Below are 25,596 nucleotides of genomic sequence, written 5' to 3'. Positions count from 1 at the left end.
AAGGGAAAACTATGAAAAAATTAATATATCTATTGATTGCGGGATGTGCGTTTTTCTTTTCCTCGTGTGAGAAAATAGAAGTCGGTTATCTCGTGACAGGTACGGCAGGTTACCCGATTGATACCTTGTATATTTATGATATTGGGGGACAGTATGATGGCTTGGTTGCCCTGCGGGATGGAGTTGAATCTTCGGAAAAAGTGTTAAGTCTTACGGCATCGTGTGAGGAGTGGGAGGCAGAAACCCAAAGAAGAAGTGATGAACGTTATGATTATGAAGATGACGTATACTATCCGGCAATGGATGCTTGGGAGGCTAATCCCACACAGGAAAACACGGAGGCGTTGGATGAGGCTGAGGAACGGCTTGGTGAGTTGGTTGCCGCTTGGAAAGAGGCCCGGAAGACCTATTGGAATTATTTGGATGAACTCGATGCGGCCATACTTGAGATTGCCGGGATGACAAAAGACGAGATATATGACGGGATTGAAAAAATCCAGAACACGATAACTTACCAGATTCCTTGGTTTACCTCTTCGATACAGGGGGTGTTGGGGACTGAACCTTTGCAGTATTCGATTGTCAGCGTGAAGAACGAGAGTGCCGAAAATGCGGCGTTGTTTAATGAAAGTTTGTCTATTGTAGGCGGGGGAAGAATGTATGTTGCCTATGATGTGAAAGCTCCGGTGGGTGTGTATACGGTTTCCATTAAGGTGGAGAACGAGGGACAGTCTGCCGTATTGGAGGATATTTTCACTTTTGTAATCGAGACGGCAGAGGATGCCACGGAAGGAGAATAAGGAATAGCATTATGGGGGAGGGAAACCATTGGATGGTCACCTCTCCCCATTACACAGGTGGAGAACCTGTAATGCAGAATAATAAACGAGGAATCATTTTATGAAGAAAATACTTTTTATCCTTATATTCTTCATGGGAATATTGGGAGAATCGAGTGCCCAAATGAATTTGTTTAAAGGGTCTTTCGAGGAGGCGTTAAAAAAGGCACGAGAGGAAAAGAAATCACTTTTTGTCGATTTTTATGCAGATTGGTGTGGTCCCTGTAAGGCAATGGCAACCCAGGTATTTCCCCAAAAAGAAGTGGGGGATTATTTTAACTCCCGTTTCATCTGTGTACAGGTGAATGTAGAGACGGGGGAAAATACGAAGCTGGCAAAAAGTTATAATATCACGGGATTGCCTTCGATGGTGTTTATGGATGCGGAAGGTAAGGAACTGCGGCGTGTATTGGGCGTGGTTAACCCCAAAGGGTTAGTGAAAGAGGCTAAAATAGCATTGGGAGAAGAATTAAGTTTTGAACAACTGTACGAGTTATATAAAAAGAAGAAGAAAGATTACGACGTGCAGCAGAAATTGCTGCTTGAGGCCCCGGAATTTATGCAACGGCAAGAGGGATATGAACGGGAGAAATGGGGTGCCCGGCTGAAAAATCTGTTTCCGGATTACGTGAAAAATAAGAAAATAGAGAATATGATGAATGAAACGGATTTTACGCTTCTGGTCATGTATCACTCCCAGACATCGGAAAAAGACCCGATCTTTGATTTCATGGTGGCTCATTTTAACGAGGGCGTGCAACTGGTCGGGAAGGAAGAAGTTTGCGCTTATTTGATAGGGTTAAACAACAGTTATATTATTCAATTGTGTAAAAAAGGAGACCCGGCGTACAGGGATCGTTTGAAACGGGTGGGTGAAGATTTGAAAGAGGTGTATTCCGGGATAACTTTCGGATCGTTGTCCGTGTTGGAAGCGATTACCTTGTTGTCCGATGCTACCTACTACCTGTACAAACATGACGAAGGGAAATTCTTTGAGAACATGGACAAATATCTAGCAGGTTTGGGAGAACAGGCCACGTTGGAGGATTATACCCAGCCTTTGGAGGATCTTTCCGTGGCTTATAACGGGGGATTGTCAAAACCAGCATACGTGAAAAGTATCGTGTGGATTACGAAAGCTCTGGAAAAGGACATGACACCGGATTTACGGACTCGCTTGTTAATCATGATGGGACAATGTTTCCAGAATACGGACAATCGGGAGAAGGCTAAACAATGTTACAATCAGGCATTTCTGGTAAGTGCGGAGATTTCGAATAAGATGCAGATGAAACAAATTCAAGAAACAATACAACAGAGTTTACAAGGACTTTAGTATTTAATTAATGATTAAAAAGTGCAGGATAGTGGGTTGAGATCGTAAATTTAAAATCGAATATCACTTTGCACCGGATAATGATCGGAATACTTAACGGTATCACGGGTATAAGATACGGTGCCGAGTGTTGGTGCGTGCAGGATGTGGTCTATACGGAACGAGGGAAATTCCCCGATATACGTGTTCCCGAGACCACGTCCTTTTTCAATGAAACAATCTTTCATCCCTTCGGACAACGTGTGATAAGCGAAGGAGATCGGGGTATCGTTGAAATCCCCGCAAATGATAACCGGGTAGGGGGATTGTAGCATATGATCTTTTATTATTTGCGCCTGTTTTGCCCGGTTCCGGTTGGCGGTAACCAGACGGGAAGATATCGTCTTGACGCCTTGCGTGGCATTTTGCGTGTTGCCACTGGTGAGTTCCTTGTATATTTGTTGTTCATTTTTGCCTAACCGGTAGGATTCAAGATGTACAGAGTATACTCTGATCGTGTCTTTACCGATGGCTATGTCTCCATAAACACAGGCGGCCGAATGTCCCTTGTCGAATTTAATCACGCCTTTGTTAATAATCGGATAGCGGGAGACAAGTGCAACATCCCGATTGCGGTGATAATACGGGTAAGCAGGGAATTTTTTAAAGGGGGCTTCCCGTTGAGGAAATTCCTGCATACAAACGATGTCGTTACCGCTATTATTTATGTAATTTTCGATCTTTACAGCTGCATCCTTTTCGCCTACCCCCAGCATCTGGATATTGTAAGTCATGATGGAAAGGTCGTGGGGGGCATTGGGTACGGTTTGCGGGTTCAATCCATAGTAAGTGGTAATTAACGGATACCCGGCTGCGATAATCAGTATGGATAGAATAGCTATCTTTTTCCAGCGTGCAATCCAGTAAAGTAGCAGGATAATGTTTACAATCAATAAATAATGATAGGTGTAGCCCAGCAGGGATGAAAAATAAAACACGTTAGGGTTAATATAGGGAGCGGTGTAGCTCCCAAGTAATCCGATCATGGCGATGATCGTGACGATCCTCATGATAATATCAAATAACCGGCCCAAGGAATTTTAGATTTAATAATTTTAAATAGAACTCCTCCGTCAGCTTTGCTGCCACCTCCTCTATAAACAGAGGAGGTGCTGGAATCGTCTTCGTCTTTGGGAAAAGGTACCAGCTCTCCCTCTGTTTATAGAGGGAGTACCCCGAAGGGGGGAGGGAGTTTATTTTCAATTCTCCATTCTCCATTTTCAATTGTTTTTCGATTTGAACAATATTTCCTTTTCTTCTTTTGTCAGGCTTTCATAACCATGTTTGGAGATTTTGTCCAAGATGCTGTTGATGCGGTCGTCTTTTCGTTTTTTGTACTCGTTATATTCCATGTCATTCATGTCCGAGACTTTCTTTTTGTACTTGACTCTCATGGTCTTCTTACGGAATAGGCGGCTGTTGCCTAACTTGGTGAAGAGGGATGAAAGTCCTTTGGTCAAGTCGAGATTGCGACGGAAAGACAAGGTGAAAAGATAACCGAACAAGGCTCCCCCGAGGTGGGCAATATGCCCTCCCGCGTTACCGCTGGGGATACTTAGAAGGTCTATGACTGCCGTGAAGATCGCCAGGTGAATAAGTTTCACCGGGCCGATCAGAAACACGTATATCTTGTAGTTCGGGTGATAAGTACACACGGCGAACACGATGGCCATGACGGATGCCGAGGCACCGATGGCCCACGACTGGTAACGTTCAAGTTCGAAAGCGGGAAATAAGGCGTAGGCAGCCATGTAAATGATAGCCCCGGTAATTCCCCCAAGGAGATACACTCCCGTGAGTTTCTGGCTGGAGAACGTGTTTTGAAAGATCGAACCGAACCAGTACAGCCAGAGCATGTTAAACAACAAGTGTAGAAAACCGAACTGGGTGAACATGTAGGTAATTATTGTCCACGGCGTGTAAAGCAGGCGTTCCGGCAGTGCGGGAACACCCACGTAAGGCAACAGGAGTTGTTCGAAGCCCCGTTGTCCGGCCAGTACGAAGAATACTTCCAGAATCTTGATGATGAGAAAAACACCGATATTGATATAGATCAGGCGGGTAAGTGCCGTTCCTTGTTTGAAGGAGTTCTTTATCCCATTCCAGATTCCACCTGAAAAATTCGATCCATACGCCCTGTTGTACATAACCTATCTTTTTCTAGTAAAACTTCTTGCTGTGTTTTCGCCAGTAAAGAATCAGGAAGAAACCGAAAAGCATACCACCCAAGTGTGCAAAGTGAGCCACGTTGTCACCTACCGAATTCTGTAAACCGAAGAACAATTCAGCGGCACCGTACAAAAGCACGAAATACTTCGCCTTGATGGGAATGGGAATGAACATCAAGTATAACTCGGTGTTCGGGAACAACATACCGAATGCCAGCAATATGCCGAAGACAGCCCCGGATGCCCCGATAGTCGGAACGTTGGTATAGGCCTGAATAATACTTTGCATGTAATATTCTGCCTGTCCGGCAAACTGCGAACTGGCAGGTGCGGCATTCCAGGCATCGACAAATTGCATCAATTGCGAAAGTAGCCTGGGGTTGCTCACGTGAGAGCGGACGAACTCGGCGAAGACTCCCGCGTCGGGAGTACTTTGGAATGCGTAGAATTGTTCCTGCATATTGTGTAGCCCGTACCAGCTTACCAGCGAGTGGAGTGCGGCAGCGCCTAATCCGGTAACAAAATAGTAAATAATAAAACGTTTGGTACCCCATACCGATTCCAGTATCCGGCCGAACATGAACACGGCAAACATGTTGAAGAAAAGGTGAGTAAGCCCTTCTTGCGTGAACATATGTGTGATATACTGGTAGATCTGGAAATACTGGGATTGCGGCAAGTGCATTCCGAGTATATTGACAAGATCAACGTCCGACCGCTGGCCGATCATGTTAACGGCCAAGAAAACGAGTACGTTGATAATGATGATGATCTTTACTGCCGGGGTGATCCCGGCGAAGGGTCTATAATTGTTCATTGTTCAGCAGGTTTATTATTTTCCTTGTTTTCCGGTTTATTGTTTTTGTCTTGTTTACGTAACACTTTCGGTCCGTCCGGGCGATTTGCCGGTTTCTCGTTGGAACGATTACCCTGTTGGTTATTATTCCGGTTTTCTGGGCGGTGCTTGGGCCTGTTGCCTTGCCTGTTTTCGTTTCTATTCTCGTTCCTGTTTTCAGGCTTGTTCCCCGTGTTGTTGCCCGGATTTTCCTTGGGTTTATTCTCGTTATTCGTGTTGTTGTTCTCTTTCTGGTTGTTTTTCCGGTTATTACGGTTTCTGGAGTGATTTCGTTTGCCTTGATTTTGTTTTTTCTCGTCAAAACGATTCAAGCTTTCTTCTCCCACCCCGTCCGTGTAACCGATGTTCACTTGTTCTTCTTTTTCGACATCGACAGCTTTTGCCGGAATTTGTCCCCGTTTGTTCATGGCGATGATCTCTTTCACGCGGGCAACGGATAGTTTGATCAACGTTCCGCGTCCTTCTTTGTCGAAAGAGTAGGACATATTGCGACCGAAAATATCTGTTTTCTGGTGATAGAGCATACCTTCGCCCGTGTTCAGCCAAATATTGGTGGACGGGAAATCTTTTTGCTCGTCAATATAAGCATCGACTTCGTAATTCAGACAACATTTCAGCTTACCACATTGTCCTGCCAGCTTTTGCGGGTTCAAGGAAATGTCCTGATAACGGGCGGCAGAAGTGGAAACGGAAATAAAGTTCGTGATGAACGTGGAACAGCATAATTTACGTCCACACGACCCGATTCCCCCGATACGTCCTGCCTCCTGACGGGCCCCGATCTGTTTCATCTCGATCCGGATGTGGAATGTTTCCGCCAGAATCTTGATCAGTTTCCGGAAATCCACGCGGTCATTGGCGATGTAGTAGAAAATGGCTTTTGTCTTGTCCCCTTGGTACTCCACGTCCCCGATTTTCATGTCAAGTCCGAGTTCAGCAGCGATAACACGTGAACGGATCATCGTGTCGTGTTCCAAGGCAATGGCCTGTTGCCATTTCTCTATGTCGTGGGGTTTTGCCTTCCGGTATATCTTTTTCAAGGGATTACGTTCCAAGTCGACTTTTTTCAGTCTCATCTGTTCCCGCACGAGTTCTCCCGTAAGGGATACAATCCCGATGTCGTGTCCAAGAGCTGCCTCCACGGCCACGATGTCCCCGATATTCAGTTTCAGGTTACTGTTGTTTAAATAAAAACCTTTCCTTGTATTTTTAAACCGGACTTCCACGATTTCAGAAGGAGTGCATCCTTCCGGGGTATCTTCCATCCAGTTATATACCGTGAGTTTTCCTGCCAGCAGGCGGTGGTCAATCACGGGGACAACCTGTGGTTGTTGCTTTATATTTTTGTTTTCGGAGTTATTCTGTACTTCTTCTTCGTTTATCTCGCTCATACTGTATTAATTGAAAATTGAAAATTGAAAATTGAAAATGATGTGATATTTATTTTCGGTTTTCAATGGTTCAATTTTTAGTTTATATCTTTTAGTTTTTCATGTTTTTCACGGTCTGATGTTTTGCATCACCTTGATGCAGAGATCCGTGAAAATTATTTTCCCGTTCCCGTTCCGGATGATGTCGCTATATGCACGTTCAAATTCATCGAAAAGGGGAATAATATTGCCTTCATGAACGTAGGGAGAGAATCTCGTGGAGAAGGTTTTCTCCCGTTCAGTCATGTATACTATTTTTTCAATACCAAAGTTTCTGACAAAGTTTTCCCGTAACATACGGATGCAATGCATCAGGAAACTTTTTTGCTTTTCTCTTCCGAGAGAAGCGAGTTCATTGACAAATTCGTTGACGGGGAGCATTTTTCGTTCCCAGCAGAGACGCATCATCTGCACGAATTTCTCTTGATTGTAAACAGATTCGTCGGTCTCGTTCAGCATGCGGAGGGCTCTCAGCCAGCTACCGGATGCCACGTGAGCGACTTGATCGGCCGAGTCCCGGACCAGGTGTTTTTGAAGAACCAGTTGTTCCGCTATGTTTTCTTGGGTCAGAGGGGGTACCTTGATCCGCTGTGTCCGTGAGAGAATCGTGGTAATGATTTCTTCCGCATGTTCGGTGACCAGCAGGAATAACGTGTTTGGATAAGGTTCTTCCAGTATCTTTAAAAGTTTGTTGGAACATTCCGTTTTCATCTTTTCGGGTAACCAGATGATCATGACCTTGTAGTCCGATTCGAAGGATTTCAGGTTGAGTTTCCGGAGGATGTTCCCGCTTTCTTCCGTGTATATCAAGGCTTGAGCGTTCTCGTCGGCACCCATGGCTCCCAGCCATTCTTCCATGTCTATGTATGGACTTTTGAGCAGAAGGCTACGCCATTCGTTGATATACTCGTCACTGATCGGTGTTTTTATTTTGGCAGATTTTACCACGGGAAAGACAAAGTGTAAATCCGGATGGATCAGTTTCTGCATCTTCTTGCACTCCGGGCAGATCCCGCAAGCGTCTTCATGTTTGTCGCCCGTGCAGAAGAGGTATTGCGTGAAAGCTAACGCCAGGGCAAGTGATCCCGCTCCTGTGTCACCGGAAAAGAGTTGTGCATGACTGATTCTTCCCGTTTGCAGGGAAGTAATCAGTCTTTGCTTTATCTCTTCATGTCCTATGACGTCTTTAAAAAACACCTTATTAATTTTAGATTTTAAATTTTAGATTTTAGATTCCAGCCGCACGAATCAACGCTTTTTTTTCGACAGGAATCATAAATTCATTCATTTTCAATTGTCAATTTTCCATTTTCAATTGAATGCCCAGTTCCTTGAATTGCTCCGGAGAGATTTCAGAAGGGGAGTCAATCATCACGTCACGCCCGGAGTTGTTCTTCGGGAAGGCAATCACGTCGCGGATAGAATCCAACCCGGCGAACATAGAGGCTAACCGGTCGAAACCGAATGCGATACCGCCATGAGGAGGCGCCCCGTATTTGAATGCACCCATAAGGAAGCCGAATTGAGCCTGTGCGGCCTCGTGAGTGAAGCCCAAGCAATCGAACATTTTGGATTGTAATGCCGAGTCGTGAATACGGATAGAACCACCACCAACTTCCACGCCGTTAATGACCATATCGTAAGCATTGGCACGTACTTTACCCGGGTCGGTATCCATTAATGGAATATCCTCCAGCTTGGGAGAAGTGAACGGGTGGTGCATCGCGTAGAAACGTTGGGTTTCCTCGTCCCATTCCAGTAAGGGAAAGTCTACTACCCACAACGGTTTGAAGACATCCTTATCCCGTAATCCCAGACGGTTACCCATTTCTAAGCGTAACTCGCACAATTGGGGGAGGGTTTTGAATTTCGGACCTACTAGAATCAGAATCAGGTCTCCCGCTTCTGCCTTGCAGGTTTCTGCCCATACCTTCAAGTCGCTTTCCGAGTAGAATTTATCAACAGAGGATTTGAATGTCCCGTCCTCGTTGTATTTCACGTAAACCAATCCTTTGGCTCCAATCTGTGAACGTTTCACGAATTCGGTCAACTCGTCCAGTTGTTTACGGGTATATCCGGCACATTTAGGTGCGCAGATAGCCCCGATATATTCAGCATCGTTGAACACGGCGAAATCTTTCCCTTTGGCAACGGCAGTCAAATCCACGATCTTCATCCCGAAACGAAGGTCCGGTTTATCACATCCGTATTGCTCCATGGCATCCATCCAGGTCATTTTTTCCAGTTTGGGAATATCCACGCCACGAACTTCTTTGAACAAGTGACTGATCAAACCTTCGAAAACTTCCAACACGTCTTCTTGTTCCACGAATGACATTTCGCAGTCGATCTGTGTGAATTCGGGTTGACGGTCAGCCCGTAAATCCTCGTCCCGGAAACATTTCACGATCTGGAAATAGCGGTCGAAACCGGAAACCATCAGCAATTGTTTGAAGGTCTGCGGACTTTGTGGCAAGGCGTAGAATTGGCCTTGGTTCATACGGGAAGGTACCACGAAATCGCGGGCCCCCTCGGGAGTACTTTTGATTAATACCGGGGTTTCTACCTCGATAAAGTTCAAGTTACTCAAGTAGTTCCGGGTCAATTGCGCCATACGGTGGCGTAATTCCAGATTTTTGCGAACGCAGGAACGACGTAAATCCAAGTAACGGTATTTCATCCGGATCTCATCCCCCCCGTCGGTTTGATCCTCGATCGTGAAAGGCGGTACTTCCGATTCGCTCAGAACATTCAATTCATTCACGATAATCTCGATGTCGCCTGTCGGTATTTTATTATTTTTGCTGGCTCTTTCGATCACCCTACCCTTTACCTGGATCACGAATTCACGTCCGAGCTTTGCCACGTTAGCTTTAATTTCTTCGGGAGCCGATTCCTCGACAACCAATTGGGTAATCCCATAACGGTCACGAAGATCCACGAAAGTCATGGCTCCAAGTTTCCGTACTTTTTGTACCCATCCGCTAAGACAAACGCTTTCATTCACGTTCTCCATTCTTAGCTGCCCACAAGTATGTGTTCTATACATAAATTCTCAATTTTAATTCTGGCATAAACATTGTGCGAAAATAGTAAGAATTTGTCAGTTTAAGGCATAAATAATTGAAAATTGAAGTGCGGATACTGAAAATGAAGAGATCCGTGGGAGATCGACGGGAGTTGAGAGGGAGATCGATGCCTACGGGAAGTTGATAACGGTTTTTCCTAGGTATTAAAGACAATCTAATTAGTCGGGTTTAACTCGTGGGGGAATCGGCTTTGTCTCGTCTTTGGGGACCGAACTCCGTTTGAACTCGGATGTAATTCCTCTTGATTTTGGAAAGTTTTTTCAATATTATTGTTCCGATTTTGTGATGAAACGTGGACAATTGTTTATCTTTGAAATCTAAAATAAAGTGATTAATAATTTAACGGTGAATTACATTGATGTGATTATATTGCTTCCGTTGGTATACGGGGCTTATAAAGGGTTTAGTCAGGGGTTGATTGTTGAGATGTCAACGTTATTTGCGTTGGTGTTAGGAGTTTTTATCTCGTTGAGATATGCCGTGAACGTGGAGGGCTTCTTGAAAGATTTCGTGGCTTTGCCGGAATCATACGCCTACTACATCGCTTTCGCCGTGACTTTTCTGCTGGTTATTATCGTGATGCATCTGCTTGGGAAATTGTTGACCAAGTTGATTGATATGGTTTCATTGGGACTGTTTAACAAGTTATTCGGGATCGTTCTGGGCGTGTTGAAAGCTGCTATCGTGGTATGCGTGGTGCTTTTCATCGTGAACGCGCTGGACGTTCGTTATGATTTTATTTCGGCAAAAACGAAAGGTGATAGCTTGTTGTACAAACCTTTTGTTAACTTTGCAAATGGCGTTTACGAAAGTGCGATAAAATAAGCTAAAAACTAAAAGCTAAAAACTAAAAGATAAGAGTTGAAGAACTCGTAACTTATTAACTTATAACTCGCAAATGCGAATTAAAAATTAAGAATCGATGAATTTTGTTGAAGAACTAAGATGGAGAGGGATGATTCATAATATCATGCCGGGAACCGAAGAACAATTAGCAAAAGAACAAACGACGGCTTATGTCGGAATTGACCCGACGGCTGATTCGTTACATATAGGTCACCTCGTGTCGGTTATGATGATGAAACATTTACAGATGGCCGGGCATAAACCGATTTTCGTGATTGGTGGAGCAACGGGTATGATCGGAGATCCCAGCGGTAAATCCTTAGAACGGAATTTGTTGGACGAGGATACCATTCAAAAGAACATGGCGGGAATTAAAGCCCAGTTGTCCAAGTTTATTGATTTCAATTCGAGCGAGCCGAATGCGGCAATCATGGTAAATAATTATGACTGGATGAAAAACTTCTCTTTTCTCGATTTTATACGAGAAGTGGGAAAACATATCACGGTGAATTACATGATGTCGAAGGATTCCGTGAAAAAACGATTGAGTGCCGATTCAACTAACGGGATGTCATTCACGGAGTTTACCTATCAATTGGTGCAGGGGTATGATTTTTTGTATTTACGTCGTAATTATAACTGCCTGTTGCAAATGGGTGGTTCCGATCAATGGGGAAATATCACCACGGGGGGCGAATTGATTCGCCGGAAAGATGGTGGGGAGGCTTATGGTTTGACCTGGCCGTTAATGACCAAGAGTGACGGTAAGAAATTCGGAAAAACAGAGTCGGGTAACGTGTGGTTGGATCCACAACGGACTTCTCCATACAAGTTCTATCAATTCTGGCTGAACAGTACGGACGAGGATGCTGCCCGGTATATCAAAATTTTCACGATATTGCCACCGGCAGAGATTGATGCCTTGATTGCAGAGCATCAAGAAACTCCGCATTTGAGGAAATTGCAGAAAGTACTGGCGAAGGAGGTGACTTGTTTGATACACGGGGAAGAAGCCTATGATTCAGCTTTGGAGGCCTCCCAAATTCTTTTTGGTAATGCAACATCCGATGCGTTGAAACGTTTGGATGAAGACACGTTATTGTCTGTTTTTGAAGGGGTGCCTCAATTTGACGTTGCACGAACTGATTTAGAGGCCGGAATTCATATCGTGGACTTGATGGCAGAGAAAACTTCCATGATGTCTTCAAAAGGAGAGGCTCGGCGTGCATTGAAGGGAAATGCGATCAGTATAAATAAGGAGAAAGTGCAGGATCAAGAATTAGTGGTTACTCCCGAATATTTGATCGACGGTAAGTTTATCCTTTTGCAAAGCGGGAAAAAGAATTATTTCTTGATTACGGTGAAATAAATCGGTTTATAAGGTTCATAAAGTTATAAAGTCCGTAAAGTCTATAAGGTCACGGGTGTCCTTCGGACTGTGTTTGTCTGCAGCTTAAGCTGCAGTGGATAAAGCGCCCCGCGAGGGGTCCATGAACTTTATAAACCTTACAAACTTTATAGACTTTATGAACGAAGGTGTGCTTTCGCACACCTTTTATTGTAATTGAAAATTAATAGGAACCGTGAAAGATACTCTCACCGGTTTCTGTCTTTGCTTTCCAGGAGTCCATTTTGGCATGGATTGAATGACACGAATGGCTTCCTTGTCTAGTGAAGGGTCCACGGACCTGGAGACCTTTACGTTTGAAACGCTACCGTCTTTCTCGATGACAAATTGTACAAAAACTTTACCTTGGATGTTGTTTTCTTGAGCGATCATCGGGTATTTGATGTGCTTGGAAATCCATTTCTGTACATTGCCTCCCGGGAATTTGGGCATTTCTTCAACAACCGCGAATACTTCGGATTCCCCGGAATATTCATCTCCATACCCGTATTCCCCTTCGTACCCGTTACCCGTGCCGCTAAAGTCGTAAACTCCGTGGTTGGCAACGTTGGCATCCACGTCCATGATATCCAAGTTGTCATCCAGATTTATTTCTTCATCTACGATCTCTATTAAGTCGGTTAACCGGGGTGCAGGAGGTGGTGGCGGAAGAGCTTGTTGTATTCGTTGGGTGACGGGTATGATCTCTTCATCCAATTGTTCTTCCGTGTTTATTACTATGAAGCCTTCTTCCATCTTCACGTCGACTTTCCACTCGAAAGCAAGGAATATGCAGGCTAATGCTACGATTAGTCCGATCTCGAAGAAGATTCCTTTTTTGTTTTCGAGGTTTGCCTTTGATGATTTCTTTACTTCCATAATGTTTATTTATGATGGTTAAGCTTATACCTCTAATATACAAAAAATTAGCCAGAAATCAAAATAAACGAATGGTTTTGTCAGAAAATAGGTGAAAGATGTATAATTATATATATTGCTGATTTTCAGTATAAAAAAGGAGCGGCATCCGAATGTCGCTCCTGAAGGGGAAAGGGTCTGATTTCCTTGTTTTTTTGTCTTGATTGGCACCTTATTTTGTTTCTTCGTCCATCTCGAAATCCTGGTATAAGAAATCGTTGAACGGGAAACGTGCCGAGTGAATGTCTTTGGCAATCTCGTATATCTTTTCTTTCAATTCCTCGATATTTTCTTTAGATTTAGCCGAGATGTACACGGTTTCTCCTTCCTGTTTGGACATCCACATTTGTTTCAAGTCCTCTAGGCTATAGTTTTTCCGCTCGATGGGAGTGAGATCATCTTCCTCTTTTTTCGTGTACGTGAAGGCGTCTATTTTATTGAATACAGTAATCGTGGGTTTAGAATTATCCATTAACTCACCCAGTGTTTCGTTCACGACCCGGATTTGATCCTCGAATTGGGGATGGGAGATGTCGACTACATGCAAAATGACATCTGCTTCTCTCACCTCGTCCAGCGTGGATTTGAATGATTCTACCAGGTGATGGGGAAGTTTACGGATAAAACCGACCGTGTCCGCCAGTAGTAGCGGGACGTTCTTTATGGCTATCTTGCGTACCGTGGTATCCAGGGTTGCGAAAAGTTTGTTCTCTGCGAATACTTCCGATTTGCTCAAGAGATTCATGAGCGTGGATTTTCCCACGTTCGTATAGCCCACTAAGGCTACTCGTACGAGTTTTCCGCGGTTTTTCCGTTGTGTGACCATCTGTTTGTCAATCTTGGCCAACTGCTCTTTCAAACGGGTGATTTTGTCCCGGATGATACGTCTGTCGGTCTCGATTTCACTTTCTCCCGGACCGCGAAGTCCAATACCTCCTTTTTGTCTTTCCAAGTGAGTCCACATTCCCGTCAGACGAGGAAGTAGGTATTGATATTGTGCCAGTTCAACTTGAGCTTTTGCTTCTGCCGTACGGGCTCTTTTGGCAAAAATATCCAAGATGAGGTTAGTACGGTCAAGGACTTTTCTGCCTTTTAGTTCTCTTTCCAGATTTCTGATTTGTGTCGGGCTTAGTTCATCATCAAAAATAATCAAGTCAATGTCGTTATCTTCGACGTATGTTTTGATTTCTTCCAATTTCCCTTTACCGACAAAGGTAGCCGTTACCGGCTTATCCAAGTTTTGCGTGAATATTTTCACGGTTTCCGCTCCTGCCGTTTCTGCTAGGAACGCAAGTTCGTCCAAGTATTCACACATCATATCGTAGCTGATGTTTTCTGATTGTAGCGCTACACCTACAAGAATGGCTTTTTCTGCTTCTTTTTTCGTGTAAAAATATTCGCTCATAAATAGGAAAAGAAGGGGCTGACGATGATCGACAGCCCCTTGTTATAATTTAACATGTCTTATTTACTGTAACTGGAAGTTGATAGGTACAGTGTAAGATACTCGAACCGGTTTACCTCTCTGTTTTCCAGGTTTCCATTTCGGCATGGCTTTTACCACGCGGATAGCCTCCTTGTCCAAAGATGGGTCAACGGATCTGGCAACTTTCACGTCGCTAACACTACCGTCTTTCTCGATCACGAATTGTACGAAAACTTTACCCTGAATGTTATTTTCCTGTGCGATCATCGGGTATTTTACGTTCTTCGCAATCCATTTTTGTACACTACCTCCGGGGAACTGCGGCATATCTTCTACTACTTGGAAAATATCAGCTTCTCCGTCGCTCTCTTCTTCTCCCCAGCTGTCTCCGTCGTAATCGAAGTTATAATTATTCTTGTTTTCAACGTCAGCTTCAGCGTCGTCGATTTCAAGTTCCTCGTCAATACTTAATTCATCTTCCACGATCTCGATCAAGTCCGTCAATTTCGGGGCTGGAGGAGGAGGTGGGGGTGGTTTCATCATTTGTTGAGTAATAGGAATAATTTCCTCCTCAACCTGCTCTTCTTGGGTAATAACAAACCCTTCTTCTACTTTCGTGTTGGTCTTCCAGTTGAAAGCACTCAGTAGAATCCCTAGAGCTATAACAAAACCGATCTCAAGGAAAATGGTCTTTTTCCCTTCAAGATCTGCTTTAGGTGATTTTTTTACTTCCATGTTATTAGTTTAATATTATAGTTCTGTTTTTCTCGCAATTTGCGTGGGTAAAAATAGTCAAATTCATAATAAACCGCAATATTTCTCCCCTTTTTTTTGAAGAAAATGTTAAAATGATAGCTAAACTTCATTAAAATCTTCTTAAAAGTTTGGGTTGTTGTTCATATCAGGTTGATTTCATGTCGATGATGGCTTGGGAGAGGAAAAGTAAAAAAGGACAACCTTAAATTGGTTGTCCTTTTTCGGGATGTTCGTATTGTATGTAAATCACTGTATGTTTCTCTTACCTTAACTGGAATGTAATCGGGATGGTAAACCGAACTCTTACGGCTTTGTCCCGTTGCATTCCCGGAATCCATTTCGGCATGGCCTTAACCACGCGGATAGCTTCTTGTGACAAATCCGGATCAGCGGAACGAACCACGTTAATGGAACTGATGTTACCGTCTTTCTCAACCACGAATTCAACAAACACTTTTCCTCCGATGCCCATTTCTGCACATCTTGCCGGGTATCTTAAATTTTTCCTAAGCCATTTGTTCAAGTCTCCGTTAAAACGAGGCATTTTTTCAACTGTAAAGAACGGAAGATCTCCCTCTCCGGGATCATCACCCTCGTCATCATACCCGCTCTGCCAGTCGGTCGCCTTACCCGTTAAAGAGCCTTTCGTGTTTGCGTTATCATCAACAACGTCCATCTCATTTTCAAGATCCATCTCGTTTTCCACGACCTCGATGAAATCCAAAGGTTTCACGGAAATCTTGGGAAGTGGTTGTGAAGCTCTTTGTGGTACAAAAACGGGAAGAACTTCCTCTATATCACTCGTCTCAACAGGAAACGTGATCTCTTTGGCCTCTTCCTGGTAGTATTTTGTCTCAAAGGCAAAAAACACCGTAGCCAAGGCTACAATAAAACCGATCTCGCGGAAAATAAACCGCTTGTTCTCAAGATCGGAACGGGATGTTTTCTTTGCTTCCATGACGTTTATCTTTAAATGTTATTTAAACGTTAATTTGATGTTTCAAAAATAGAAGATAAAAATGATATAAACAAGTTTTTTGCCGAGAAATGTGAATATTTTCTTAAAATTTTTACCCTGTAATTTTAAAATAACGTTAAGATGCCCGTGTTTATTAGGTTTTCTGGATTATTTGTTTTAGAAAAGAAAATAGTTGTCTCTAACTTTTTTACCTTTGTGTTATGATTGAAGTATTATTTATTCAAATTCCGGCAGGAGCTAATCGGGATAAAATGTTTGCTGGGTTACGATCTGTTGTGTCTAAAGAATGTTATGCCGAAGTCCTCGGGTATGGAAGCAAGGAAGTTGCCCTTCGCAGGTTGTTAGGAGAGGCATTGGTTCGTTTTGCTCTGAAAAAATATTGGAATCTGACCTCGGAAGATTATCGGATTGACCGGGGAGAGAAGGGAAAACCTTTTATTGTGGGCGTAGAAAATGTATTTTTTAATATTTCACATTCGGGGGATTACGTTGTTTGTGCCGTGTCCGACCGGGAGATCGGTATTGATATTGAAAAACGGGCAAAAGCTCGTATGGAAGTTGCGGGACGTTTTTTTCACGGGGAAGAGGTGGCACAATTGAAAATGTTGGAAGAGGATAAACAAGATCAATTATTTTTTAATTACTGGTCTGTGAAGGAAAGTTTTTTGAAATATATAGGTACCGGATTGACCCGCCCGTTGAATAGTTTTATTGTTTCGTTTTCCGGGGGAGATGTGTCTTTATTTGAAGGGGAAAATAAGTTACCGCTGTACGTGTATGCCTGTCCGGTAGATGATGGATACGCCTGTCATGTCTGTTGCGAGTACGAAGAATTAACGGGGATACATGAAATCTTTTTAGAAGAGATCACCGGGTGTTAGATGATCTCTTCGTGGGGTTATTACTTGATGCGTGTGATTATTCTTTCGACTTGTTTTGTTTGAGTCGGTTGGAGTTTTTTGCAGATCTCCTCCAAATAAGAACAAGCTTTCTCTTTCTGTTGTTGATTTGCTATTTGTTGGAATCCTTGGAGTTCTTGCAACACGTTCATTTGTTCTTTGGTATCTGTAATCCGTTCGGGTAGATCCCGTAATACCGTGAGAATTTCAAGTATCCTGTCTTTTTGCTTGTTGTCGATTATTTGGCGGAATACCATACAATACCTTAGTGAAAGAACTCCTTTATAATGGTCTTTTTCAAAAAGTTTAAGGTCAGCGATGCGTTTCTCGAAGTCTATTCCCATTGATTTAAAGATACGGAATTCTTCTAAATAGGCCGACATGATTTTCTCTTCGACTTCTTGCTGTCCGATTTGTTTGCTAAAAGCTTTTCGATTGTCAACCAGATAGCGGAATAGAGGGGTGTCGACATTTGTTATTTCTGTTTTAATGAGGGACCAATTTTCTGCTTCGCATAGTTTTTTGACTCCCAGTTGGGGCATCGTTTCTCCCAGAACGATTTGTAGTTTTTGTTTATCCTGTTTTTGCAAAATAGTTATATATTTTTTTAGAAATGCCTGCTCCCGGTTTCCTTCGGCGTACTCCTTGTTTAATTCTGTCAGTTCGATTACGTTTTTGACTTTTTGTACGAAATTATCTTCAGGCTTTGACACGGCTCCCCCGTCCATGCGGCAATAGAGACTTCCGTCATGGTTGATGAACAAGTATGTCGGATAGAATTGTACGTTGTATTTTTGAGCAATATCAATCCCTTCTCCCTCCTGCATATCTTTCATGATGCAGATATAGTTCTTGTTGAAATATTCCCCGCATTCTTTTAACGGGAAAATAAATTTGACCATGTATTTGCATGGTCCACAGGTTTTCGTGTAACAGTCAATGAATAATTTCTTCCCGGTTGTTTTTGCTTTTGCCAAGGCTTCCTGAAAGGTTAGATCCTCGAAGTTCGTACCTTCTTGAGCAATGCTGTTGCTGGCTAGAAGAAGTAATAAGCTAATGATAGAAATAAATTTCATGGTTATGATTTTAAGATGTTTTGAATTAAGTCTTTCATTTCTTTGTCGGGACTGGGGGCAAATACGGTGATGATTTTTCCTTCTTTGTCTATGATGAAATAACGAGGTACTCCTACTATTTGATAATCTGTTTCAAAATGAGAATCACCTGTGGGAGAGATAATAAGATTTATTAATCCGGTCATGTTGTTTTCCTGGATAGCTTTTAACCACTTATCCCGGGTTCTTTCTTGATCAATAGAAACTGTTAGGAAAATAATGTTTCCATTTTCTTGAAATTCATTCTTTAGTTGAATGAATTTCGGCATTTTTTCAATGCAACTGCAACACCACGTGGCCCATACGTCTACAACGATGACTTTGCCTTTAAAATTACCGAATGTGTAGATGTTCCCATCCGAATCTTGTAATGAAGATAATGGTGCCGGTTTGCCTTGGCCCAAGAGTTCATATTGCGTGTATAGTTTTAATATTTCAAGTTTTAAGGGAGAGGATTCTACATGTGATTCTATGATTGGGCGTAGTTGGGCAATTTCTTTTGTACAGCCATTGTTTTGAAGAAGGAATTTTATTTTTTTCAGATAAATCTCATGTAACAATTTATTGTCACCGGAAAAGATTTCATTTAGTTTCGTGTAGTCATTATGATTGAGGGCTCTTGTGGGAAATTGTGTCGAGATGGTGATACCGTCTCTTGCTGCATCAAAAGACTCTCCTTCTTTTAAGGCGAGAATCATGTAATAATAATTCGTGAATTCTTCTGGAGAATTTTGTTGCATGAATGTGATAACCGAGGAGTCATTTAACACTATGGGTGAAATTTCCTGAAGTAAAAGTTGAATATCTTCTTTTTCTCCTTTACTGCAAATGATGTATTCTCCGCTTTTTAGAGTCATAAAGCAATTATTTATGGTAGTAAATGCTGCCGTGTTTGTTCGTTTGGTATTATTGTGATAAGTCTCGATAATATCTTTGGCGGAGGCAAAATTCTTTGACCATTCTTGCTTTAGATGCTGATATGCATTGAGGTTTTGTGCAAAAAGAGGAAAATATAATAGTTGCAGGAAAATTAAAATTTTTATCTTCATATCTTGTGTGAGATTATGCTTTTTTCGAGTTACTCCAACTCCCCTCCCGTGTAAGGAGAGGGGAGTTGTGGTGTGGGATTCGTAATTAACGAAAGGACTTTTGACGCACCTTATTTCTTAGGTCCTTTGGCTATTCCTTCGAGATCAATGTTGTAATTGTTTTTTATATGGTTTACCACGATTTCATATCTTGAGTTGACAAGAGGATATGTTTCCGGAGAATATTTTGCTTGAAATTCTTCTTTCGTGTAAAACATGGCTGCTCTTATGTAGGATAGATAGTCTCTATACGGATAGGCTTTTGTGTCCCAACTTGCATTTGTATATTCGGATATACTATACGGCGAGCTTTCTTTACTAAAATCTCTGGCAAGAATGTTAATAAAACCTCGAGTTAGATAATAATCTGGCTTGTCTTTTTGACTGTTCGTAATTGCAGTGATGTAGTCAATTCCTTGTTTGAAACTATCCGGTTCATTTATTACTTTGTTTTGTAAAGCCGCTTCAAACATTAGATAAAGTAATGTTGCTCTTTTGATTTTTAAATCTTGTGAATTAGGATGAGCAATTTGATCGGCAGTGAAGCTAATTGCCCAATAATCAAAACCGTCTGTTTTTAATCCTACAAAATTACGGTTCCCCGTTCCGGTCCCCGTTCCGGTCCCCGTTCCGGTCCCCGTTCCGGTCCCCGTTCCGGTCCCCGTTCCGGTCCCCGTTCCGGTCCCTGTTCCGGTTCCTGTTCCAGTTCCGGTCCCTGTTCCGGTCCCTGTTCCGGTTCCTGTTCCAGTTCCGGTCCCTGTTCCAGTCCCCGTTCCGGTCCCATTGGGATCCTCTCCCGGGTTCAATCCTCTTAAATTATCCAGCATATATATTTTAGCTGGTAACACTAGTTTAGCAATTTCCGGAGTTACATAATTGAGAACATGATTTTTGAGAAAGTCGACGTAATACGGTGTTTGTTCGTCTGTTAAATCATTCCCATAATATAATTTTCCTGTACCCAAGGATGTCCATTTGCGATTAAGGTCTTGGGGGGTAATACCTTTGTATAGTAAATATACCCCATAAACATCGTGAATGTCCTTGATTTCTTTATCCCACGAATTGTTTCCTTGAGGGAATTCAAGTCGTAAAACCGAATAATTACCGGAAGGGGTAACATCACCTTCATTGTAACAGGAGGTTAACATGAAGATACTGCTTATAGCTATTAACAATATGATCTGTTTCATGGCATACTATTTAATTAAAGGTTAATACCGTTGCGTGGTGCGGGGGCCAATGGGTTTTGTTCTAGTAAATTATTCAATTCCAAAGCATCGGGTGGTAATGGAATCGTGTATCCGGGATCATGTTCTTTGAGCGTGTAAACGAGCGTTGATTGCGCATCCGGGTACCATGTGTGTTGAATTTGTGGCATTCCCCAACGGCGTAAATCAAACCAGCGATGATCCTCAAAGCAGAGTTCTCGGCGTCGTTCGTTATGTATAAATGTAATTAATTTCTCGGGGTCCGTGATATTCTCGTTTTGATAATTTAAAGGAAACCGGAATCTTCTAAATTCATTTAGTGTATTTAGGGCTTCTTGTCCGGCATTCGCTACTCCGGCTTTGTAAAGCATGGCTTTTGCCTCGCAGAAATTCAAGTAAGCTTCCGACAATCGAAGACTTCTACCAAAAGCATCATTCGCTGCAACCGGTTGATAATATGCCTTAGAACTTACGTTTATTTTCCCGAAAGCTGAGGGCATTGCTTCAAGCTCGTTATCTTCATTGATAATTTGAAATTTACTACGAATGACGTAACGTTCTTTACGCAGGTCGTTTTCTGTTTCGTCAAAACAATTCATGAGTTCTTTCGAGGCTCTAAAAAACGGATGGTCATTTGTTGAGACACTTACGTTGTAAACATATTTAGTTACATCTGTAATATTTCCGTATACCCAAATAACTTCGCTCGATGTCGTGTAAGAGTGATAGTTTATGTAAGAGGGGATACTAGGGTCTTCTTCTGAGTATGTTTTGATTGTGTTCAAATCCAATAAATGAAAATTCCCGTTTGTAATGACATGATTTGCGTAGGTTGCGGCTTTTTCCCATTCTTCCATGTATAAATAAGCTCTGGAAAGAAGGAGATGAACCATGGGAAGGCTGGTTCTTTTGTTGGGTTGCCATTGTTGAGCGCTCGGTAAGGTCTTGTATAAGCGTTCGGCTTCTAGAAGATCTTTTATAATTTGAACATACACTTCTTCTACGGTGTTTCTCTTCAGTTCGGATTCCTCAATACCACTATTTAACTTCAATGGAACACCTAGCGCTGTCTTATCGTAGTTGTAAGGGGCTCCGAATATGTTGATTAAATTGAAATAAAGGAATCCGCGAAGAGCTAAAGCTTGGGCTTTTACAGAATTGATAGCATTCTTGTCATCGTTTATATCATCAACATAGTCCAGAATAGCATTTGCTCCTAATATCAAGGCATAATAAGAGCTATAAAGGTTTGTGTATTTCTCCCCGGCAGTACCCATAATGTCATACATATTGGATTGCCAAGTGTAAGGAGCATACCATCTGTTTGCATCTGAACCGACTTTCACTCCTTGATAAGGAGCTGGAGCGATATCGTCATCCAACAGATGGAGAAATACATTTAATTCTGTAATACCGTTACGTGGATAAGCTTCTCCAAGTAAAAGTTCACTTAAGGAGTTGGCGTCTTTGGGAACAAATTCACTCTTGGATTTGGGTTCGAGAAAATCTCCACAACTTCCAAGAATTAGACTTACAATGCAAAGAAATATAATTCGTTGTTTCATAATGTTATCTTTAAAATCCTACACTTAAACCACAAGAAAAGATCTTGGGCATGACACTATCTCCTAACTCCGGGTCGAATCCATTGAAACGATTACTGCCAATGACGAATGGATTATTGAGGTTTGCACTAATCGAACAATTGGTGGCTCCGAATTTAGAGCATATCCGGGGTGGCATATTCCACGATACTGAAATTTGGTTACATCGTAAAAAAGAGGCATTAACAACCATTGCATCGGAATTTGCCCACATGGAGTAAATGGAATTGGATTGTGTTCCGTCAGGAAGTTGTATGTTATATACGTCTTCGACGGAAGTGTATAAAGCCGGGTAAATCGTGTGTTTTTCATCGCCGGGTTTTTGCCACCGTTTTAGCAGGTCTTTCGACAGGTTATGGTAAGGGGCCGGAAGTTTCCCGTAGTTGAAATTTGCATAAGGATTCGGAAGGCGTTTCTTGGCACCAAGTAACACGGAAAAATCGACACCTAATGACAGGCTCTTGTAGCGTACACGTGTGTTGACTCCACCCGTGAAGTAAGGGTCCTTTTGACCGGAATATACCAGAAACGTGGTAGGATCAATATCGGGATCTATTTCATCGAAACCAATCCGGTTGAAGGTTGGATAACCTGTTTGCGGGTCAAGTCCGGCAAAAGAATACGACCAGAAGGCACTTAGTGGATACCCTTTCTTTAATAAACGGTCACTACTGCCGGTAAGGAAATTATCTTTCGTCAGTTTATCTGCTTTTATCCGGACATCATCGTTTTGAGCTTTATTCCAGTTTTTGGATGCGTTGATACCGATGGTCCATGCGAAATCTTTTCTTTTGTAAGGGGTTAAATTTATAGAGTATTCAATCCCGTGATTATGGATCCGACCTCCGTTTAATTTCATGGTTGCCATACCGTATTCTTGTGCAATATCCTGGTTGATAATGGCATTTGAGCGTCGTCCATAATATTCGAAACTCATGGTGATACCATTAAACAATTGCATGTCTAACCCTAAGTTCCAAGTTTTTGTGCGTTCCCATTTTAACAGGGGGTTGGGCAAACTGGATATGGTCAAGTAATATTCGTCATAACCTCCTATAATTCCCCGGTACTGGGCAATGAGATCAGGGCTTACGGAATTTACAACATTTCCTTGAATCCCGTAGGTAGCGCGTAAATTCAGTTGGTTGAGCCATGGCAGGTAGTTTTTTATAAATTCCTCCTCGGCAATTCTCCAAGATATACCGAAGGAATATGTCGGGTCAAATTGGTTGTTGGCATCTTGCCCGAATCTATTAGATGCGTCTGACCTTATGTTGGCATTGAATACGTAGCGATCTTTTAAAGAATAGGCTAACGTAGCAAAAAATGACACGAAATTATTGGTAATACTTGTGTTTGCCCATCCTCCTTGGTAGAGTTTATCCAGCGCACCCCAGGAAATAGGGACGACTCCGCCAACGGGAACAATTTCTGTCGGCTTGGAGGGAGAGACTAATATCTCGCCTCGTTCGGGAACGTATCCCCAAACCGTGTTTGTGTTATTTTTGTTTGCTTCTGAACGGATTTCCATTCCGGCCATTGCGTTGATCCGGTGGAATTCGTGAATGGTTTTGGAGAACACGATTTTGTGTTGCATATTGTACGAGGTATTGTTTGTCTCGTTTGTGGCCAGTTCACCTCCGAATGGTAATAACGCTGCTTTGAATTTGGCGGAACCGGATGACTCTGAGCCATAAGCATAACCTCGATAGTTGCGTTCAATGTAGGATGTTTTCTCTCCTGCAAATGATTCCGAATTATTCAGGTTGAAAGCAATACTTCCCACGAATTGGTATTGAAGCCAGGTAACAATATTCCAATTCACGTTAAGTGACATATTTACGTTTTTTGCTTTATTTTTAGAGTAACTGTTTTCCATCTCGTTCAAGATGTTGTAACCGTATTCAAGTTGCCCGGTTCTATTTAGTTTGTACTCGTAGTATTGTTTATAAGATACCCGATCTCCGTTTTCATCAACAAAAGGAATTGCCCGGCTGGTTTGTTTTGCGTAAGTTTCAGGACTAACTCCCGGTCCATATCCTTTCCTGTCAGTAAATGAATTACTTAGATTGAAATTAACAGAAAGAGATTCCAGTAGTTGGGCGTTGACATTCAATCGAGCGTTAAACTGTGTCATGTCATCACCTTTTTGCGTTCCGTGGCTTGAAGAGTAGCCAAAAGAAGCATTGTATGTCACTTTCTGGGAACCTCCGGTAATGCTTAAGTTATGAGAATGACTGACAGAATTTCGACACAGGATGTCAAACCAATCAGTGTTACACGTTTCCAAGTATTCCATCTGTTTCATGAAATTTTCTTCGCTGATTTGGCGATTATTGTACATGGCCATTAACCCTTCATAGGTATATATTTGAGGAAGAGGATCGCTCTGGTACCTGATTCCGGCGTCATAAGCTTCTTTACTGAATTGAATCCTTTCTTTGGAGTTCATGAAGTTGAACATCCCGTAGTTGGGACGGGCTCTAAATGATAAATTCGTTGAATAACGAATGCTTGTTCTCTCTGCGCTCCCTTTCTTCGTGGTAATCACGATGACCCCGTTGGAAGCTTTTGAACCGTAAATAGCCGTTGCGGATGCGTCTTTTAAAACAGTGATTGTTTCAATGTCAGCAGGATTTAACCATGATATCTGGTTCCCGATCAAGTTTTTCATATCTTCCGTTACAGCGGAGCTGGCATCAATGGGGAGTGGGTCTGGCTGGATGATACCGTCAACGACCCATAGCGGATCCGTGTTTCCGAAAATAGTGGAAGTTCCGCGGATCGTGATTTTAGGTGAACTACCTATACGAGAAGAAGAATTGACGACAACCATTCCCGGAATCTTCCCTTGTAACATTTGGTCGATAGAATTGTATGCCGGCATCATAATATCTGCGGCTTTTACTGTCGTGTAAGAACCCACCATGTCCCGGCGATTGATGCTTTGATAACCTGTCACCACGACTTCATCCAGTTGGGCCTCTTCTGGCTCCAGGATTATCGTCACGGGTTTCCCGGCCATGCAGGAGACCTCTTTCGTTTGCATACCCACGAACGAGAAAATAAGAGTTTGTTCTTTTTGTTCATTTAACGTGATCGTGAAATTTCCGTTTACGTCTGTTGCCACGCCCGATTTTGTTCCTTTAATAATTACCGTTACCCCGGGGAGCGAGTTGCCGGCTTGATCGACGACTTTGCCGGTGATCGTGTGTGTCGAAGTCGTGGGAGATGTTTCTTCCGTCTCTTTCACGACGACCACCCCTTCCACCATCGAATAGGTTAAACCGAAGTGTTTCAGTACGGTTTCAATAGCTTCGTTTACAGGTACATTTTTCAGTACGAGGTCTTTACATCTTTTATCTTTTACTTTTTCCAAGTTGTAAAGAAATTTTACCCCGGTTTGTTGCCGAAAAGAATTGATCGCTTCGACAAAAGAAACTTCTTTGTAGTTCATGTTTACCGCTTTGCCTTGTGCTTTTAAGTTCGTATGACACGTAAGCAAAACAAATAAAAACAGAAAGCTTGCAAGAACCTGCATGATTCTTCCTTTTTTTTTCATAATTTTGAGACGTTTAGTTATATAAATTAAACCATATCAAACCGGATT

21 protein-coding genes are annotated in these 25,596 nt (G+C 42.5%); 5 read left to right on the top strand and 16 right to left on the bottom strand.

Translation table 11 applies throughout. The features are described from left to right. The first annotated feature begins 11 nt into the window (after positions 1–11). Complete coding sequence (locus I2I33_RS04825; RefSeq protein ID WP_087419620.1) at positions 12–800, top strand: hypothetical protein; 789 nt, start codon at positions 12–14, stop codon at positions 798–800. A gap of 100 nt (positions 801–900) precedes the next feature. Continuing rightward, positions 901–2,175, top strand: coding sequence for a thioredoxin family protein (locus I2I33_RS04820; protein WP_087419621.1), 1,275 nt, complete (start codon positions 901–903; stop codon positions 2,173–2,175). 50 nt (positions 2,176–2,225) lie between these two features. Here the strand turns inward: I2I33_RS04820 and I2I33_RS04815 are convergent, their stop codons facing one another. The 7 genes from I2I33_RS04815 to aspS form a co-directional block, all read right to left on the bottom strand. Continuing rightward, positions 2,226–3,248 (bottom strand): endonuclease/exonuclease/phosphatase family protein, encoded by a 1,023-nt coding sequence (locus I2I33_RS04815; RefSeq protein ID WP_229128195.1) that lies wholly within the window; start codon positions 3,246–3,248, stop codon positions 2,226–2,228. Next, entirely contained in the window at positions 3,232–3,432 is a 201-nt protein-coding gene (locus I2I33_RS04810) for a hypothetical protein (protein WP_087419623.1), read from the bottom strand. The genes I2I33_RS04815 and I2I33_RS04810 overlap by 17 nt, the downstream gene beginning before the upstream one ends. Positions 3,433–3,434: 2 nt before the next feature. Beyond that, on the bottom strand, positions 3,435–4,361 hold the full coding sequence (locus I2I33_RS04805) for a rhomboid family protein (RefSeq protein ID WP_087419624.1): 927 nt from the start codon (positions 4,359–4,361) through the stop codon (positions 3,435–3,437). A gap of 13 nt (positions 4,362–4,374) precedes the next feature. After that, positions 4,375–5,199 (bottom strand): rhomboid family intramembrane serine protease, encoded by an 825-nt coding sequence (locus I2I33_RS04800; protein ID WP_087419625.1) that lies wholly within the window; start codon positions 5,197–5,199, stop codon positions 4,375–4,377. After that, a complete protein-coding gene (locus I2I33_RS04795) occupies positions 5,196–6,629 on the bottom strand; it encodes a stage 0 sporulation family protein (protein WP_087419626.1) in 1,434 nt (477 codons plus the stop codon). The genes I2I33_RS04800 and I2I33_RS04795 overlap by 4 nt, the downstream gene beginning before the upstream one ends. Before the next feature lie 108 nt (positions 6,630–6,737). After that, positions 6,738–7,865, bottom strand: a complete 1,128-nt coding sequence (locus tag I2I33_RS04790; protein ID WP_087419627.1) for an ATP-binding protein — start codon at positions 7,863–7,865, stop codon at positions 6,738–6,740. 100 nt (positions 7,866–7,965) lie between these two features. Continuing rightward, on the bottom strand, positions 7,966–9,717 hold the full coding sequence (gene aspS, locus I2I33_RS04785; protein ID WP_087419628.1) for an aspartate--tRNA ligase: 1,752 nt from the start codon (positions 9,715–9,717) through the stop codon (positions 7,966–7,968). A gap of 367 nt (positions 9,718–10,084) precedes the next feature. Here aspS and I2I33_RS04780 point away from each other — a divergent pair, with 367 nt between their 5' ends. Together I2I33_RS04780 and tyrS are read left to right on the top strand one after the other, a co-directional pair. Beyond that, positions 10,085–10,582: a CvpA family protein gene (locus tag I2I33_RS04780; protein WP_087419629.1), complete on the top strand. Its 498-nt coding sequence runs from the start codon at positions 10,085–10,087 to the stop codon at positions 10,580–10,582. 97 nt (positions 10,583–10,679) lie between these two features. Continuing rightward, positions 10,680–11,972 (top strand): tyrosine--tRNA ligase, encoded by a 1,293-nt coding sequence (gene tyrS, locus I2I33_RS04775; RefSeq protein ID WP_087419630.1) that lies wholly within the window; start codon positions 10,680–10,682, stop codon positions 11,970–11,972. Between the two features lie 186 nt (positions 11,973–12,158). On the opposite strand, the gene I2I33_RS04770 is transcribed toward tyrS, so the two are convergent. From I2I33_RS04770 to I2I33_RS04755, 4 genes are all read right to left on the bottom strand, one after another. Further along, a complete protein-coding gene (locus I2I33_RS04770; protein WP_087419631.1) occupies positions 12,159–12,869 on the bottom strand; it encodes an energy transducer TonB in 711 nt (236 codons plus the stop codon). A gap of 211 nt (positions 12,870–13,080) precedes the next feature. Beyond that, the gene (hflX, locus tag I2I33_RS04765; protein WP_087419632.1) at positions 13,081–14,313 is read right to left on the bottom strand and encodes a GTPase HflX; all 1,233 of its coding nucleotides are present in this window, start codon (positions 14,311–14,313) and stop codon (positions 13,081–13,083) included. 63 nt (positions 14,314–14,376) lie between these two features. Next, positions 14,377–15,069, bottom strand: a complete 693-nt coding sequence (locus tag I2I33_RS04760; RefSeq protein WP_027200304.1) for an energy transducer TonB — start codon at positions 15,067–15,069, stop codon at positions 14,377–14,379. Positions 15,070–15,352: 283 nt separating this feature from the next. Beyond that, positions 15,353–16,048, bottom strand: a complete 696-nt coding sequence (locus I2I33_RS04755; protein WP_087419633.1) for an energy transducer TonB — start codon at positions 16,046–16,048, stop codon at positions 15,353–15,355. 221 nt (positions 16,049–16,269) lie between these two features. On the opposite strand from I2I33_RS04755, the gene I2I33_RS04750 reads away from it, so the two are divergent. Further along, a complete protein-coding gene (locus tag I2I33_RS04750) occupies positions 16,270–16,950 on the top strand; it encodes a 4'-phosphopantetheinyl transferase family protein (protein ID WP_087419634.1) in 681 nt (226 codons plus the stop codon). 20 nt (positions 16,951–16,970) lie between these two features. Here I2I33_RS04750 and I2I33_RS04745 read toward each other — a convergent pair whose 3' ends face one another. From I2I33_RS04745 to I2I33_RS04725, 5 genes are all read right to left on the bottom strand, one after another. Further along, a complete protein-coding gene (locus I2I33_RS04745; protein ID WP_087419635.1) occupies positions 16,971–18,044 on the bottom strand; it encodes a thioredoxin family protein in 1,074 nt (357 codons plus the stop codon). 2 nt (positions 18,045–18,046) lie between these two features. Then, the gene (locus tag I2I33_RS04740) at positions 18,047–19,132 is read right to left on the bottom strand and encodes a TlpA family protein disulfide reductase (RefSeq protein ID WP_087419636.1); all 1,086 of its coding nucleotides are present in this window, start codon (positions 19,130–19,132) and stop codon (positions 18,047–18,049) included. Between the two features lie 110 nt (positions 19,133–19,242). Continuing rightward, a complete protein-coding gene (locus I2I33_RS04735; protein WP_195666742.1) occupies positions 19,243–20,364 on the bottom strand; it encodes a hypothetical protein in 1,122 nt (373 codons plus the stop codon). Positions 20,365–20,378: 14 nt separating this feature from the next. Beyond that, on the bottom strand, positions 20,379–21,947 hold the full coding sequence (locus I2I33_RS04730) for a RagB/SusD family nutrient uptake outer membrane protein (RefSeq protein WP_087419638.1): 1,569 nt from the start codon (positions 21,945–21,947) through the stop codon (positions 20,379–20,381). Positions 21,948–21,957: 10 nt separating this feature from the next. Next, positions 21,958–25,548 (bottom strand): SusC/RagA family TonB-linked outer membrane protein, encoded by a 3,591-nt coding sequence (locus I2I33_RS04725; RefSeq protein WP_087419639.1) that lies wholly within the window; start codon positions 25,546–25,548, stop codon positions 21,958–21,960. Positions 25,549–25,596 lie beyond the last annotated feature (48 nt).

The sequence above is a fragment of the Butyricimonas sp. BSD2780061689_150309_C8 genome, assembly GCF_015560935.1.
Lineage (GTDB): Bacteria > Bacteroidota > Bacteroidia > Bacteroidales > Marinifilaceae > Butyricimonas > Butyricimonas paravirosa.
Note: the sequence above shows the minus strand (reverse complement) of the source record. Positions and strands in the feature narration are given on the sequence as shown.